This window comes from Pseudooceanicola nanhaiensis, from assembly GCF_020171315.1.
GTDB classification, from domain to species: domain Bacteria; phylum Pseudomonadota; class Alphaproteobacteria; order Rhodobacterales; family Rhodobacteraceae; genus Pseudooceanicola; species Pseudooceanicola nanhaiensis_A.
This window is the reverse complement of record NZ_JAIUZP010000007.1, coordinates 217,810-231,154: the sequence shown is the minus strand read 5'-3', so window position 1 is coordinate 231,154 and position 13,345 is coordinate 217,810. Positions and strand designations below refer to the sequence as shown.

Annotated in this window: 13 protein-coding genes; 4 read left to right on the top strand and 9 right to left on the bottom strand. The window is 67.8% G+C overall.

All coding sequences use genetic code 11. The features are described from left to right. Positions 1–206 precede the first annotated feature (206 nt). From LCM32_RS13515 to mutY, 3 genes are all read right to left on the bottom strand, one after another. Positions 207–812: a hypothetical protein gene (locus LCM32_RS13515; RefSeq protein WP_224821604.1), complete on the bottom strand. Its 606-nt coding sequence runs from the start codon at positions 810–812 to the stop codon at positions 207–209. Positions 813–834: 22 nt separating this feature from the next. Continuing rightward, the gene (locus LCM32_RS13510; protein ID WP_224821603.1) at positions 835–1,962 is read right to left on the bottom strand and encodes an alkane 1-monooxygenase; all 1,128 of its coding nucleotides are present in this window, start codon (positions 1,960–1,962) and stop codon (positions 835–837) included. Between the two features lie 82 nt (positions 1,963–2,044). Continuing rightward, entirely contained in the window at positions 2,045–3,103 is a 1,059-nt protein-coding gene (gene mutY, locus LCM32_RS13505) for an A/G-specific adenine glycosylase (protein WP_224821602.1), read from the bottom strand. Between the two features lie 80 nt (positions 3,104–3,183). Between mutY and LCM32_RS13500 the strand changes: the two genes are divergently transcribed. Genes LCM32_RS13500 through LCM32_RS13490 form a run of 3 tightly spaced genes read left to right on the top strand, consistent with a single transcriptional unit; the run spans position 3,184 to position 5,484 of the window. After that, positions 3,184–3,690: a DUF721 domain-containing protein gene (locus tag LCM32_RS13500; RefSeq protein WP_224821601.1), complete on the top strand. Its 507-nt coding sequence runs from the start codon at positions 3,184–3,186 to the stop codon at positions 3,688–3,690. 13 nt (positions 3,691–3,703) lie between these two features. Next, a complete protein-coding gene (locus LCM32_RS13495) occupies positions 3,704–4,375 on the top strand; it encodes a DsbA family protein (RefSeq protein WP_224821600.1) in 672 nt (223 codons plus the stop codon). Then, positions 4,372–5,484 carry a CaiB/BaiF CoA transferase family protein gene (locus LCM32_RS13490; protein ID WP_224821599.1) on the top strand — a complete coding sequence of 371 codons (1,113 nt, stop codon included), beginning with the start codon at positions 4,372–4,374 and terminating at the stop codon, positions 5,482–5,484. Before LCM32_RS13495 ends, LCM32_RS13490 begins: the two co-directional genes overlap by 4 nt. A 149-nt stretch (positions 5,485–5,633) precedes the next feature. On the opposite strand, the gene LCM32_RS13485 is transcribed toward LCM32_RS13490, so the two are convergent. From LCM32_RS13485 to puuE, 4 genes are read right to left on the bottom strand one after another with little or no spacing between them, the layout of a single operon-like run. Continuing rightward, on the bottom strand, positions 5,634–6,989 hold the full coding sequence (locus tag LCM32_RS13485; protein ID WP_224821598.1) for a uracil-xanthine permease family protein: 1,356 nt from the start codon (positions 6,987–6,989) through the stop codon (positions 5,634–5,636). Between the two features lie 53 nt (positions 6,990–7,042). Beyond that, positions 7,043–7,531: an ureidoglycolate lyase gene (locus LCM32_RS13480; protein WP_224821597.1), complete on the bottom strand. Its 489-nt coding sequence runs from the start codon at positions 7,529–7,531 to the stop codon at positions 7,043–7,045. Between the two features lie 5 nt (positions 7,532–7,536). Then, positions 7,537–8,358 (bottom strand): bifunctional allantoicase/(S)-ureidoglycine aminohydrolase, encoded by an 822-nt coding sequence (locus tag LCM32_RS13475; RefSeq protein ID WP_224821596.1) that lies wholly within the window; start codon positions 8,356–8,358, stop codon positions 7,537–7,539. Then, a complete protein-coding gene (gene puuE / locus LCM32_RS13470) occupies positions 8,355–9,770 on the bottom strand; it encodes an allantoinase PuuE (RefSeq protein ID WP_224821595.1) in 1,416 nt (471 codons plus the stop codon). The genes LCM32_RS13475 and puuE overlap by 4 nt, the downstream gene beginning before the upstream one ends. Before the next feature lie 89 nt (positions 9,771–9,859). Here puuE and uraH point away from each other — a divergent pair, with 89 nt between their 5' ends. Then, positions 9,860–10,219 (top strand): hydroxyisourate hydrolase, encoded by a 360-nt coding sequence (gene uraH / locus LCM32_RS13465; RefSeq protein ID WP_224821594.1) that lies wholly within the window; start codon positions 9,860–9,862, stop codon positions 10,217–10,219. Between the two features lie 3 nt (positions 10,220–10,222). On the opposite strand, the gene LCM32_RS13460 is transcribed toward uraH, so the two are convergent. Both LCM32_RS13460 and LCM32_RS13455 read right to left on the bottom strand, forming a co-directional pair. Then, complete coding sequence (locus LCM32_RS13460) at positions 10,223–11,242, bottom strand: autotransporter domain-containing protein (RefSeq protein WP_224821593.1); 1,020 nt, start codon at positions 11,240–11,242, stop codon at positions 10,223–10,225. Positions 11,243–11,595: 353 nt separating this feature from the next. Next, positions 11,596–12,861: an RsmB/NOP family class I SAM-dependent RNA methyltransferase gene (locus tag LCM32_RS13455; protein WP_224821726.1), complete on the bottom strand. Its 1,266-nt coding sequence runs from the start codon at positions 12,859–12,861 to the stop codon at positions 11,596–11,598. Between the last annotated feature and the right edge of the window lie 484 nt (positions 12,862–13,345).

Sequence of the window (13,345 nt, the reverse complement as noted above, 5' to 3'; positions counted from 1 at the left end):
GTCCGCGCCCTTGTCGCGCGCGGACACGACACCTGTGCCCCGCCTTCGTGGCGGGGCTCTTTTTTTGCCGGACGCCCGGGTGCCCCCCGCGACCAAGAATTTTCGAAAATTCTTGGCAAAATTCTTCGAAGGATTTTTGCCGCCTGTCCCGAGGGACAGTGCGCCCGCATCGGGCCACGGCCCGCCCTGCCCGCCAGAGGTTCGGCTCAGAAGAGGGATTCGTGTGCCACGGCGTGGCAGTTGGCGCAGAGGCAGCGCAGCGCATCCAGCGGGACGAGGAAGTGATCGCGCCCGCCCACCACATGCACCTGCAGCGCCGCAAGCCCAGCCGGACCGTGCTGTGCCACCGGATCGAGGCCGCAGAACGAACAGGTGGCCCGGCCGTACATCCGCGTGACCTGCGCGATCTTCGCCGCCCGCAGGCCGAGGCCGCGCTCGAGGATCAAGTGGGTGATGCGCGCCCGGGACGGCCCGGCCCAGATCCGGTCCGAGACGGTCATCGGTTCGCGCCACTTCCGGGCAGTGCCGCGCAGGACAAGCAGCATCCCCGCCGCGGTGATCGTGTCGAAGGCCGGGTTGCCGGGGCCGGGCACGATCTCGCCCGGGGCGATGTCCCGGCCAAGCGCCCGGTTGGCGGCAAGGGCATAGAGCGCGATCGGGGGCAGGCGCTGGCCGTCGCCCAGCACGGCCTCGAAATCCCGGGCCGGGCCATAGGGGTGCTCCACCCCTGCCAGCAGATCGCCGGCGGCGTGCCACAGGTGTTCGGCCGTGACTGCCTCGCGCAGCAGCGCATCCGGCAGTCGCTCCACCATCTCCATGTCGGTTCCTTCCCGGTCAGTCGACGTGGCGGCCCGTCTTGTAGGGCGCCCAGTCGGTGATCTCGGGGTAATACATCTTCCGCCACCGTCTGACACGGGGATTCATCATCCGCCGCCAGACCGGGGGCACCATGGCGATGGCCCCCATCAGCGGATAGCCGTAGGGCAGCTGCGGCGCCTCGCTCTCGTCATAGGTCTGCAGCAGCGGGAAGCGGCGGTCGGGCTTGTAGTGATGGTCGGAATGGCGCTGCAGGTTGATCAGCAGCCAGTTCGACGCGGTCTGCGAGGCGTTCCAGCTGTGGTGCGGCTTCACATGTTCGAACTTGCCGTGACCGAGGTACTTCCGCGTCAGCCCGTAGTGTTCAACGTAGTTCGTCAGCTCCAGCAGCCAGACCGCCACCAGCGCCTGCCAGAGGAAGAGCGCCAAGCCGACCCAGCCGCCGATGATCAGCGCAAGCGCCAGCATCAACGCCTGAAGCGCCCAGTACCGCCAGAAGGGATTGCGCCGGCTGAGCGGGCCCAGCTTGCGCCGGGCCAGCATCCGCACCTCCGCCCGCCAGGCAGAGCGCGGGCAGTCCCGCAGCACCCGGAAGAAGAACCGGTGGAAACCCTCGTTGTACTTGGCCGTCACCGCGTCCTTCGGCGTGCCCACGTCCCAGTGGTGCACCAGCAGGTGTTCCGAGCGGAAGTGCGAGTAGAGCACCATCGCCAGCAGGATATCCCCCAGCCAGCGTTCGAAGTTGTTCCGCTGGTGCAGCAACTCGTGGCTGTAGACGATGCCGATCGCCCCGGTCATCACGCCAAGCCCGTAGAACAGAACCACCGTCTCCAGCGTCGAGAGGTGATCGCTCCGCGTCACATAGGCGATAAGCCCGAAGAGCGTGACAAATTGCAGGGGCGCCCAGATGATCGTGACGAGACGATACCAGAAGAGCTGCTCGACCCCGGTCTCGGGATCGGCATTCTCCTCGTTCAGGCCTTCGATCTTGTCGAGGATGGTCACCATCACCAGCCCGTAGAGCGGCAGCAGGATCACGGTCCAGCCGCCCACCATGGCCCCGATCAGGGCCAGCGGTGCCATCAGCACCGACATCCAGAAGGGCATGGCGCGCCAGAACCGTCCGACAGCGTGTGATGGGATCATGAGGGCCTCCGATTGCCGACCCGGGGGGTGCTCTGGGTGTGCGCCGGGGCTGCGCGCCGGGTCCCCGGGCGTGGCGTCCCTGTCACGGAGTTTCCAACGCCGGCCGGGCGAGGTCAAACGCCTTTCGCATCACCGTGGGCAGATCCGAGGGGCGAAAGGCCGCAGGGGGCAGGAAGGTGCCGCGCTCCGGGTTTGCGCCCTCGGGCAGATGGGCGATCCGCACCGTCAGCCGCAGGTGGAAGTGGGTGAAGGTATGCAGGGCCTCCGCGCCCAGGGTCTGCCAGTCGGCCTGAAGCGGCGGGGCCTCCTGCGGGGCCGCGCCCCAGTCGGAGCCGGGCCAGCCCAGCATCCCGCCCAGCAGGCCCTTGTCGGGCCGCCGTTCCAGCAGCCATGCGCCATCGGCGCGACGTGCGACGTAGGCAATGCCAAGGCGGGTAGGCTTGGGCTTCTTCGGTGTCTTCTTGGGCAGCTCCGGCGCAGTCCCCGCCACGCGGGCCGCACAGGGATCGCGCCAGGGGCAGATACCGCAGGCGGGATTGCGCGGCGTGCAGATGGTCGCGCCAAGATCCATCACGGCCTGCGCGTAGTCGCCGGGACGGTCCACGGGCGTCAGCGCCTCGGCCAGTGCCGTCAGCTCGGGCTTGGCGGCAGGCAGGGGCGTGTGGACGTCATGGAGCCGGGCCATGACCCGCTCCACGTTGCCATCCACCACCACCTCGGCCCGGTCGAAGGCGATGGAGGCGATGGCCCCCGCCGTATAGGGCCCGATGCCCGGCAGCGAGAGCAGCCCGGCGCGGGTATCCGGAAAGGTGCCGCCATGCTCCGCCACCACGGCGCGGGCGCATTTCAGCAGGTTGCGGGCGCGGGCGTAATAGCCAAGCCCCGCCCATTCGCCCATCACATCCGCATCCTCGGCGGCGGCCAGATCGGAGACCGTGGGCCAACGCGTCGTGAACCGCTCGAAGTAGTCTCGCACCGCGGCAACGGTGGTCTGCTGCAGCATCACCTCCGACAACCAGACCCGGTAGGGATCGGGCCGCAGGCCCGCGCGCCGCTCCGCCGGGCCCACGCGCCACGGCATCTCGCGCGCATGGCGGTCATACCACGTCAGAAGGGCCCCGCTGAGGTCCGTTTCACGCATTCTTTATGGTCTCCTGCAGCATTCCTCTGGCTCCCGTGGTGCGAGCCACTAGAATAGCGCCGAACCACAGGATGCAACCCATGCCCCGCCGCCAGACGTCGACATACGGATTTGCCCGCACCTCCAAACTCTTGGAGACCCGTATCCGTCAGGCCGGTGAAACCCGGGGCTTCGCGGTGACGCGGCTGCTGACCCATTGGGACGAGATCGTGGGCGAAGACCTCGCCGCCATGGCCCGCCCGGTGGACGTGAAATACGGGCGGCAGGGCTTCGGCGCCACGCTGACCGTGCTGACCACCGGGGCGCTGGCCCAGATGGTCGAGATGCAGAAGGACAAGATGCGCGACCGGGTGAACGCGGTCTATGGCTACAACGCCATTTCCCGCGTCCGGGTGACCCAGACCGCACCCACCGGCTTTGCCGAGGGGCAGGTCGACTTCTCGCGCCCGAAACCGAAAGCCCCGGTGCCGCCGGACCCAATGGTCTCGCAGCAGGCCCGGGCCGTGTCACAGGATGTCGGCGACGAAGGGCTGCGCAACGCCCTTGAGACGCTGGCGAAGAATGTTCTAGGAAAACGCAAGCAATAGGAAAGGACTGCCCATGGACCGCAGGATCTTCATCGCGGCCGGTGGCGCCGCCGTGGCCGCAGCCGGGGGCGTCTGGTACGGCCTGACCCGTGGCGGCGACACCGGGGTGACCCAGATCGCAGCCGCTCAGAACGAGACGCCGGACGACATCGACACTTCCTCCATCGTCGAGATGGTGCAGGGCGATCCGAACGCCCCCGTCACCCTGATGGAATATGCCTCCTTCACCTGCCCGCATTGTGCCAGCTTCCACGCAGGCCCCTACAAGCAGCTGAAGACGGAGTACATCGACACCGGCAAGGTGAAGTTCATCTACCGCGATGTCTATTTCGACAAATACGGTCTCTGGGCCGCGATGATCGCCCGCTGCACCGGCCCGATGCGCTTCTTCGGCATCTCCGACATGCTCTTCGACCGCCAGAAGGAATGGCTCGCCGCCGATACCGAGGCCGGGATCGCCAACAACCTGCGCAACATCGGCAAGGTCGCAGGCCTCGACAACGACACGATCGAGGCCTGCCTCTCCGATGACCAGAAGGCCCGCGAACTGGTGGCCTGGTACCAGAAGAACGCGACCGCAGACGAGGTGAACGCCACGCCGACGCTGTTCATCAACGGGGTCAAGCATTCCAACATGACCTACGCGGACCTCAAGAAACTGATCGACGAGGCACTCGCCGGATGAGCTACCCCCTGGCCGGCCTGAAGGTCGTTGAACTCGCCCGTATCCTGGCCGGCCCCTGGGCCGGTCAGACTCTGTCGGACCTCGGCGCCGAGGTGATCAAGGTCGAGGCGCCCGAGGGCGACGACACCCGTCGCTGGGGCCCCCCCTTCGTGGAGCGGGAGGGCGACAAGACCGCCTCCTACTTCCACTCCTGCAACCGCGGCAAGAAGAGCATCACGGTCGACTTCCGCACCCCCGAGGGGCAGGAAAAGGTCCGCGAACTGGTCAGGGACGCGGATATCCTGATCGAGAACTTCAAGCTCGGCGGGCTGAAGAAATACGGGCTCGACTACGAGAGCCTGAAAGAGGTGAACCCCGGGCTGATCTACTGCTCGATCACCGGTTTCGGCCAGACCGGCCCCTACGCGCACCGCGCGGGCTATGACTACATCATCCAGGGCATGTCCGGGCTGATGTCGATCACCGGCGACCCTGACGGCCAGCCGCAGCGTGCAGGCGTGGCGATCACCGACATTTTCACCGGCGTCTACTCTGCCACGGCGATCCTCGCCGCGCTGCACCAGCGGGCCGCCACCGGCAAGGGCCAGCATATCGACATGGCGCTGCTCGACGTGGCCGTGGCGATCACCGCCAACCAGGCGATGAACTACCTGACCACGGGCACGCCTCCGGGCCGGACGGGGAACTTCCACCCCAACCTCACGCCCTACCAGGTGTTCGAGACCTCGGACGGCCATATCATCATCGCCACCGGCAATGACGGCCAGTACCAGCGGCTGTGCGACATCCTCGGGCTGGAGTGGATGAAGGCGGACCCCGCCTTCGTCACCAATGCCGACCGGATCGCGCACCGGGACAAGCTGACAGAGCTGCTGCAGGCCGAATGCCTGCGCTTCACCAAGACCGACCTGCTGGCCGCCTGCGAGGCACAAGGCGTGCCCGCCGGGCCGATCAACACGATGGACGAGGTCTTTGCCGACCCGCAGGTCGTGGCGCGCGGCATGAAGGTGGAACTGGACGGCATCCCCTCGGTGCGCTCGCCCATGGTCTTCTCGGACGCGGAACTGAAGCTCACGGCCGCATCGCCCAAGCTCGGCCAGGACGACTGAGGCGCCGGCCCGCCCAAGAGAATTAAGGCCTCCGGCGGGGATATTTTTGAAACAGAAATGGGGAAACCCCGTCATTTTCGTTTCTCAAATATCCCCGCCGGAGGCTTGAAAGTCAGGCGCGCCCCCTCAACCGGGCGCGCCTTTCGTGTTCAGGGCATGTGGTCCGGCAGCACGAGGTTCAGCACGACCGAGAGGCCCGCCGCGGGCAGGAGCCCGGAGGTCAGCAGGATCTGCATCGTGCGCGGAAGGTGCTGCAGCGCCCCCGGCTCCAGCTGCAGGCCGAAGCCGATGGAGAGCGAGACCGCGAAGATCACCATGTTGCGGCGGTTCCAGTCCACGTCGGAGAGCATGTTGACCCCCGCCGCGGCCACCATGCCGAACATGACGATGACCGCGCCTCCGAGCACGTTGATCGGCACGGTCGAGACCAGCGCACCGAACTTGGGCACCAGACCGCAGACGATCAGGAAGATGGCGCCAATGGTCACCACGTGGCGGCTCATCACCCCGGTCATGGAGATCAGGCCGACGTTCTGGCTGAACGAGGTGTTGGGCAGCCCCCCGAAGACCCCCGCCACGGCGGAGCCGAGGCCGTCCGCGAAGGTGGCACCGGCGATCTCCTTGTCGGTGGCTTCGCGCTTGGCGCCGCCCTTGCAGATGCCCGAGACGTCGCCGACCGTCTCGATGGCCGAGATCACGGCCATGAAGCACATGCCGACGATGATCGCCGCGTCGAACTCGAAGCCCCACTTGAAGGGCATCGGCACGTCGAAGATCGGCGCCCGGCCCACGTTGTCGAAGCTGACCTGCCCCATGAAGAGCGCCACCACGTAGCCCGAGACGAGGCCCACAAGCACTGCCGCGACCGACAGCAACCCCTTGCCGAAGAAGCTGAGCACCAGCGAGACGACGACCACCACCAGCGCCGGGAACCACATGGCGAGCGAGCCGTATTCCGGCTTGCCGATCAGGGGCACGCCCCCCGCCGCGTACTGGATGCCCACGCGCAGGAGCGCCAGGCCGATCATCAGGACGATCAGCCCCGTCACCAGCGGCGGCAGGGCAAAGCGCAGCCGCCCGATCACCGTGCCGAGCGAGAAGTGGAAGATGCCGCCGATCACGATGCCGGTCATAAGCCCGGCCATCCCGTCGACGCCCTGTCCCGCCACCGCCGGGATCATCACCGGCAGGAAGGCAAAGGAGGTGCCCTGCACGATCGGCAGCCGCGCCCCCACCGGACCGAAGCCGATGGACTGGAAAAGCGTCGCGACCCCCGCGAAGAGCATCGCCATCTGGATCATGTAGGTCATGTCCGGGAAGCCGAGCGCCCCCTGGTCCGAACCGAAGCCGAAGCCCGCGGCGCCCGCCACGATGATCGCCGGGGTCACGTTGGAGGCGAACATCGCCAGCACGTGCTGGATGCCAAGCGGCACCGCGTCGATCATCGGGGGCATGTAATTTGGGTCACGCAGTTGCTCATGCGTGCCCAGCTTGGTGTTCACCATCTCATCCAACCCTCTTTACCGTGAAACGGGCCGCCTCTGACGGGCGGCTCTGATCACGAAACTATGAGGATCGGCGGGTCCAGAGTCACTTCCTCCAGATTGGCGGTGTCGCCGATCCGGTCGATTACGGCGAAAAGCCCCGGTTCTGCCAAAGGCGTGAGCACGCCGTGCCATGTTCCGCGGTGGAAATTCACCGCCTGTCCGGGGGCGCAGAGGAAGGCCCGCGGCACGCCGGGGTGCCCGTCCTCGTCCGGTGCCACGATCACCATCCAGGGCGCCTGCGACATGGAGACGAAGGCCTGCGAGCCCTCGGGATGCCGTTCGAGCAGGTCGAGCGTATAGGGCAGGCTGCGCGGCTGTGCGCGGAAGATGGAGATGCCCGCCCGGCCGCCGGGCCCGAAATCGAGCTGCGCGCGGTCGTTGTAGCGTTCGCACATCCCGGCGTTGATCAGCTTGTCATAGCTCTCGGTCACCTCCAGCACGTCACCGAAGGGGGCGAAGGCGGCTGCCGTGAGCGGCTCGGCCGTGATCCGGGCGGGCATCTGGCTCACAGGGTCAGCCCCGGATGGCGGTTCACGTCCTTGTAGAGCAGGTAGCGGAAGTCCGTATCGCCCTCGGCCACGCAGGCCTGCGGGCAGAAGGCGCGCAGCCACATGAAATCGCCCGGGCCCACATCGACCCAATCGGTGTTCAGCAGGTAGCGGCCACGCCCCTGAAGCACGTAGAGCCCGTGTTCCATAACGTGGGTCTCGGCAAAGGGAATGCGGTTGCCGGGGCGGATCGTGACGATGTTCACATGCATGTCGTGGCGCAGGTCATCCGGCGCGACGAAACGGGTGGTGGCCCAACCGCCGTCGGTGTCCTTCATCTCGATCAGCGTGCCCTCGGCATCGCAGGATACGAAGCTTTCCGGCACGTCCACACCGGGGGCCACTTCGTAGCGCTTGCGCACCCAGTGGAAGGTGACGGGCGCGTCGGAGGCGTTCGCCACCTGCCAGTCGGCACCGGGCGCGAGGAAGGCATAGCCACCCTCGCTCAGCGCACGGGCGGTGCCGTCGATGGTGACGGTGACGGTGCCCTTCACGACGAAGACCACGCCCTCGGCGCCCGCATCGGGCTCGGGCGCGGTGGCGCCGCCGCCGGGGGCCACTTCGACGATCAGCTGGGCAAAGGTCTCGGCAAAGCCGGTCATCGGGCGGGCGATGATCCAGGCGCGGGTCTTGTCCCAGCCCGGCAGGTTGGAGGTGACGATGTCGGTCATCGTCACCGCCGGGATCAGGGCGTAGGAGGTGGTGAAACGGGCAGGCTCGTAGAGCGCCTCGTTCTGTCCGGGCAGTCCGCCTTGCGGCGCATAGTAGCTGCGGGTCACGGCAGCAGATCCTTCAGTCGGTGATACACGATGCGCTCGACCTGAGCGCAGGCCGTCCTGAACTCGGTCTCGCGGTCATTGGCGAGGCGGGTCTCGAAGGCGGCCATGATGGTGGCCTTGGTATTGTCTTTCGCCGCGATGATAAAGGGGAAGCCGAATTTCGACTGGTAGGCCTCGTTCTGCGCGGTGAAGGTGGCGCGTTCCGCGTCGGTCAGCGCCGTCAGCCCGGCGGAGGATTGTTCGTCCTCGCTCTCGGGCGTCAGCCGCTTGGCCTGTTGCAGCTTGCCTGCAAGATCGGGGTGCAGCTTCAGCACGCCCAGCTTTTCCTCGTCCGAGGCAGAGCGCAGCACGCGGACCAGCGCGTTCTGCAGCCCCACGGCGCGGTCATGCGCCGGGCCCAGTTCGAGATCGAAGGCCCGGTCGGCCACCCAGGGCGAATGTTCGACCATGCCGCCGAAGGTTTTCACGAAGGTCTCGCGGTCCATCTGCGAGGGCTTGAACCCGAAGCGCGAGGGCGGGTGCACGGCCTTCCAATGCTTCGCGATGTCGATGCGGCGCGGGAACCAGACGCCCGCGTGGCCCTGCGCGTAGTCGAGGAAGCGTTTCAGCGCCATGATACGGCCCGGTCGGCCCAGGATGCGGCAGTGCATCCCGATGGACATCATCTTGGCCGCGCCGGCCTGCCCCTCGGCATAGAGCGCGTCGAAACTGTCCTTGAGGTAGGTGAAGAACTCGTCCCCGCCGCCAAAGCCCGCGGCCACGGCGAAGCGCATATCGTTGGCGTCCATCGTGTAGGGGATCACCAGCTGGTCGCGATCGCCCACGGGCAGCCAGTAGGGCAAATCGTCGTCGATGGTGTCGGAGACCCAGTCCATCCCCAGCTCTGCCGCCAGCTTGACCGTGTTCATGGAGCAGCGCCCGGTGTACCAGCCCTGCGGCGGGGTGCCCACGACCTCGGTATGAAGCCGCACGGCCTCTTCCATGTGGCCGCGCTCCTCCTCCTCGGTCATGTCCTTGTGTTCGATCCACTTCAGACCGTGGCTGGCGATTTCCCAGCCCGCCTCCTGCATGGCCCAGAGCTGTTCCGGACTGCGCGCAAGCGCCGTGGTCACGCCATAGACCGTCAGGGGAATCCCCGCCCCGGTGAACAGCCGGTGCAGCCGCCAGAACCCGGCGCGGGCGCCGTATTCATAGTTGCTTTCCATGTTCCAGTGCCGCTGGCCGGGCCAGGGCGCGGCGCCCACAATCTCGGACAGGAAGGCCTCGGAGGCGGCATCGCCGTGCAGCAGGTTGTTCTCGCCGCCTTCCTCGTAGTTCAGCACGAAGCTCACCGCGATCTTCGCCCCGCCCGGCCATGCCGGATCCGGCGGCGTGGGACCATAACCGATCAGGTTGCGCGGGTAGCGGTGCATGTGGTTCTCTCCCTCAAGTCAGGACCCCGGCAACTCAACGCCGCAGGCCCCGGCAGTTCAAGGGAAAATACGCGAAGGGAGGCCGCGTCATGGCCGAGGGCTATCTGACGACCCATGTTCTGGACACTGCCCGCGGCATGCCCGCCGCCGGCCTTGCCGTGACGCTCTACCGGATCGAGGGCGATACTCGGGTGGAGCTGGCCTGCATGTTGACCAACGACGACGGACGCACCGATGCGCCGATCCTGCCGGCCGAGGATTTCGCGCCGGGCACCTATGAGCTGGTCTTCGAGGCGGGCGCCTATCTCGACGCCAGCGGTACCCCGCCGGAAGAGCCGCGCTTCCTCGACCTTGTGCCGATCCGCTTCGGCATCTCGGACCCGGAGGCGCATTACCACGTGCCGCTGCTGCTCTCGCCCTTCGGCTATTCGACCTACCGCGGCAGCTGAACCTCAGAACTTGGCCGTCAGGTTCAGGGTCAGGCCGTAGTTCTCGTAGGTGTTGGAGCCCAGCCCCTCGACATAGGCCTGCCCGCCCAGCACCGTGCCCTCGGGCAGGGTGCGGCGGAAGCCGAGCCGCGCCTTGGCCCAGCCATCGTTGCGGCCCGGCAGCGCGACCGCCGTCTCGCCCGTGGCGGTGGAGTTCCAGTTGCCCGAGAGACCGCCCACCAGCGAAAGGTCCCCGACCTGCGCCATCAGCGGCATGTCGAAGTCGAGGCCCAGCGTGACACGCCCGATCGCCACCATCTGCGCGGAGAGCCCGGTGCCGAGGCTGTCGGTCACCGCGCCATGCTTGGTCGCGCCGTAGATGAAGCTGAGATTGGGCCGCCATGTGACGTTGTCGCGGGGCATTTCACCGGACAGCTTGAGCCGGGTCTGCCACCGCTTGCTGCGATAGCCCACGCGGCCCGTGTTCAGGGTCAGCTTGCTGCGCGACTGGCCATAGAGAAGCCGCCCCTCGAAGTAGAGCGGATGGTCCGTCAACTGCGCGATGATGTAGGGCCCGGCCAGCCAGCCGTCGGCGAACTTGTCGTCCTCCGTCGCGTCCGATCCGCTGTGGTCCACGGTCATCATGACCCCATACACCAGCTTCTCGCCCCGGGGCATGTGGAAGCCGAGGGTCGCGCTCATCGACTCGCTCTCGGTGCCGTCCAGCTTGGACCAGTTCGCCGCCGCCTCGGCCCAGACCGGCAGGCGGTTGCCAGTCTTCATCCTCAGCGTGCCGTCGTCGCCGGTCACCTTGCTGTAGAGGTTGAACTTGCGCCGCGTGGTCAGGAAATGCAGCAGGTCGGGCTGCTGCGCGATCATGGAATTGGTCCGCGCCTCCATCAGGCTGAGGCTGGTGGAGGTTGTCGTGCTCTGCGCCCGGGCCTGCGGCGCGATCAGCGCGAGGCTGGCGCACAGCGCAAGAGCCGCCCGGCGCAGTGCTGCGCGGCGTGGAAACCGGTGTGCCCTGTCATCATCCGATCGCATAAAGCCCCCTTCCCCGGCCGAACGCGTGTCGTCTGTTCCAATCAGCGCCAAGGCCCGGGGCCTATGGCGTGGCCACGCCCCTGAAGGGCCCGTGGCGGGTCGTGTCGTCTGAAAGTCGCGGGATGGGCGATACTGGCCCCACCGCCGGGGCGACGCCGTTGCCGCCCGAAAACCATGTCACATGGCACATCGCGGGGATGGGAATCTCCCGCGGTCACGTCAGGTAAATTAGTCGCCCGGGGCGCAGGGATCAACCATGTGCAGGCCCTCGGGGCGCCACGGGCGATCACAATTTGGCCCGGCCCCGCGTTCAGGCGGGACCGGGCCGAAAATCAGTCAGCAGACAGGCGGGTTCAGGCCGGTTTGCGCAGCACGGCCATGTAGAAGCCGTCCATGCCGCCACGGTCTGCCCAGAAATCGGGCCGCAGGCGCAGTCCGCCTTCCTCGGCCAGCCATTCGGGTTCCAGCCCCGGCAGGTCTTCGGGCACCGGATCGACGGTCAGCTGCGGGTTGCGCACCTGTGCCTCCTCGATCTGGACCTCGCCCTCGTCCGGCAGCAGCGAACAGGTGCAATAGACCAGCCGCCCGCCGGGCTTCAGCAGGCTGAGCGCGTGGTCGATCATCTTCTCCTGCAGCTCGAAGAGCCCGGCGAAGTCGCTGCCGTCCTTGGCATAGGGCAGGTCCGGGTGGCGCCGGATCGTGCCGGTGGCCGAACAGGGCGCATCCAGCAGGATCGCGTCGAAGGGCTCGGCGGTGAAGGCAAGCGCATCGGAGGCGATGATCGAGGCGGCGAGGCCGGTGCGGCCAAGGTTCTCGGACACGGTTTCAAGCCGCTTCTCCGAGACGTCCACCGCCGTCACATCGGCACCGGCCGCGGCCAGCTGCATGGTCTTGCCGCCCGGCGCCGCGCAGAGGTCGAGCACGCGCTCGCCCGGCTGTGCTGCCAGCAGGCGGGCCGGCAGGGCGGCGGTGGCGTCCTGCACCCACCATGCGCCCTCGTCGAAGCCCGGCAGGGCCGAGATCTTGCCCTGCTCCGTCAGGCGGATCGAGCCGGTGGGCAGCAGCGTGCCGCCCAGTTGTTCAGCCAGCGCCGCCGCCTGCGCTGGATCGCGCGGGGTGATGTCGAGGGGCGCACCGGCGGCATGGGCCGCCTCCATGCCCTCGATCGCCTCTTCGCCCCAGCCCTCGATCAGCGGCTCGCGCAGCCATTCGGGCATCTCGGGCACCGGCAGGGCGTTCCACGCCGCCTCGCCGCCTTCCGAGACGCGGCGCAGCACGGCGTTCACGAGGCCCTTGAGGTGGCCGTGACGGGGCAGTTTCGAACAGGCCTCGACGGCCTCGTTCACCACGCCATGGGCCGCGGTGCCCTGCACCAGTTCCAGCGCGGCGAGGCGCAGGATGTTCAGCACCTCGAGGTCGGGCAGGCGTTCCATGTGCTGCGACAGCAGCTGATCCAGACGCGGCAGGAAGCGCAGCGTGTCCGAGGTCAGCCGCTGGGTGCGGGCCCGGTCCTCGGGCGCCATGGGCGCGAGGCCGGGGTGCATTTCGCTCAGCAGCTTGCCTTCGGTCAGGACCCCTTCCAGCAGGCGCAGCGCGGCGCGGCGGGGCTCCTTCGGCAGGCGCGGAGCCTGCGGCGTCGGGCGTTCGCCCGCGCCGTGGCGCGGCTTGCGGCCCTCGGCCCGGTCGCGATTGCCGCCCCGGTTTTCACCACGGGGGCCACCGCGGCCTTCGCCACGAGGACCGCCACGGCTCGCACCACGGGGGCCGCGATCATCACGGGACCCACCACGGCCTTCACCGCGGGGGCCACGGTCGTCACGGTAGCCGCCGCGGCCTTCACCGGGCTTGCCGCCGAACTTGCCCCGGCCCTCGCCGTCGCGGCCCGGACGCCCCTGTCCCGGTTTGCCGCCCGGCTTGCCATCGCGCCGCCCCTCGGGACGGTCGCCATCACGGCGCGGCGGACGCCCGCCATCGCTGGAGGCACCGCGCTTTTCCCAAGGCTTGCCCCCGTCGCGGCCACCATCACGGCCGCCATCCCGGCCTTCGCCGTCGCGGCGCGGGCCGCCCTTGCCATAGGGTTTGTCCCCTGGCTTGCCGAAGGAC

Coding starts and splice junctions, on each gene's coding strand:
- LCM32_RS13515 (WP_224821604.1), bottom strand. CDS start 812: ATGGTGGAGCGACTGCCGGATGCGCTGCTGCGCGAGGCAGTCACGGCC.
- LCM32_RS13510 (WP_224821603.1), bottom strand. CDS start 1,962: ATGATCCCATCACACGCTGTCGGACGGTTCTGGCGCGCCATGCCCTTC.
- mutY (WP_224821602.1), bottom strand. CDS start 3,103: ATGCGTGAAACGGACCTCAGCGGGGCCCTTCTGACGTGGTATGACCGC.
- LCM32_RS13500 (WP_224821601.1), top strand. CDS start 3,184: ATGCCCCGCCGCCAGACGTCGACATACGGATTTGCCCGCACCTCCAAA.
- LCM32_RS13495 (WP_224821600.1), top strand. CDS start 3,704: ATGGACCGCAGGATCTTCATCGCGGCCGGTGGCGCCGCCGTGGCCGCA.
- LCM32_RS13490 (WP_224821599.1), top strand. CDS start 4,372: ATGAGCTACCCCCTGGCCGGCCTGAAGGTCGTTGAACTCGCCCGTATC.
- LCM32_RS13485 (WP_224821598.1), bottom strand. CDS start 6,989: ATGGTGAACACCAAGCTGGGCACGCATGAGCAACTGCGTGACCCAAAT.
- LCM32_RS13480 (WP_224821597.1), bottom strand. CDS start 7,531: ATGCCCGCCCGGATCACGGCCGAGCCGCTCACGGCAGCCGCCTTCGCC.
- puuE (WP_224821595.1), bottom strand. CDS start 9,770: ATGCACCGCTACCCGCGCAACCTGATCGGTTATGGTCCCACGCCGCCG.
- uraH (WP_224821594.1), top strand. CDS start 9,860: ATGGCCGAGGGCTATCTGACGACCCATGTTCTGGACACTGCCCGCGGC.
- LCM32_RS13460 (WP_224821593.1), bottom strand. CDS start 11,242: ATGCGATCGGATGATGACAGGGCACACCGGTTTCCACGCCGCGCAGCA.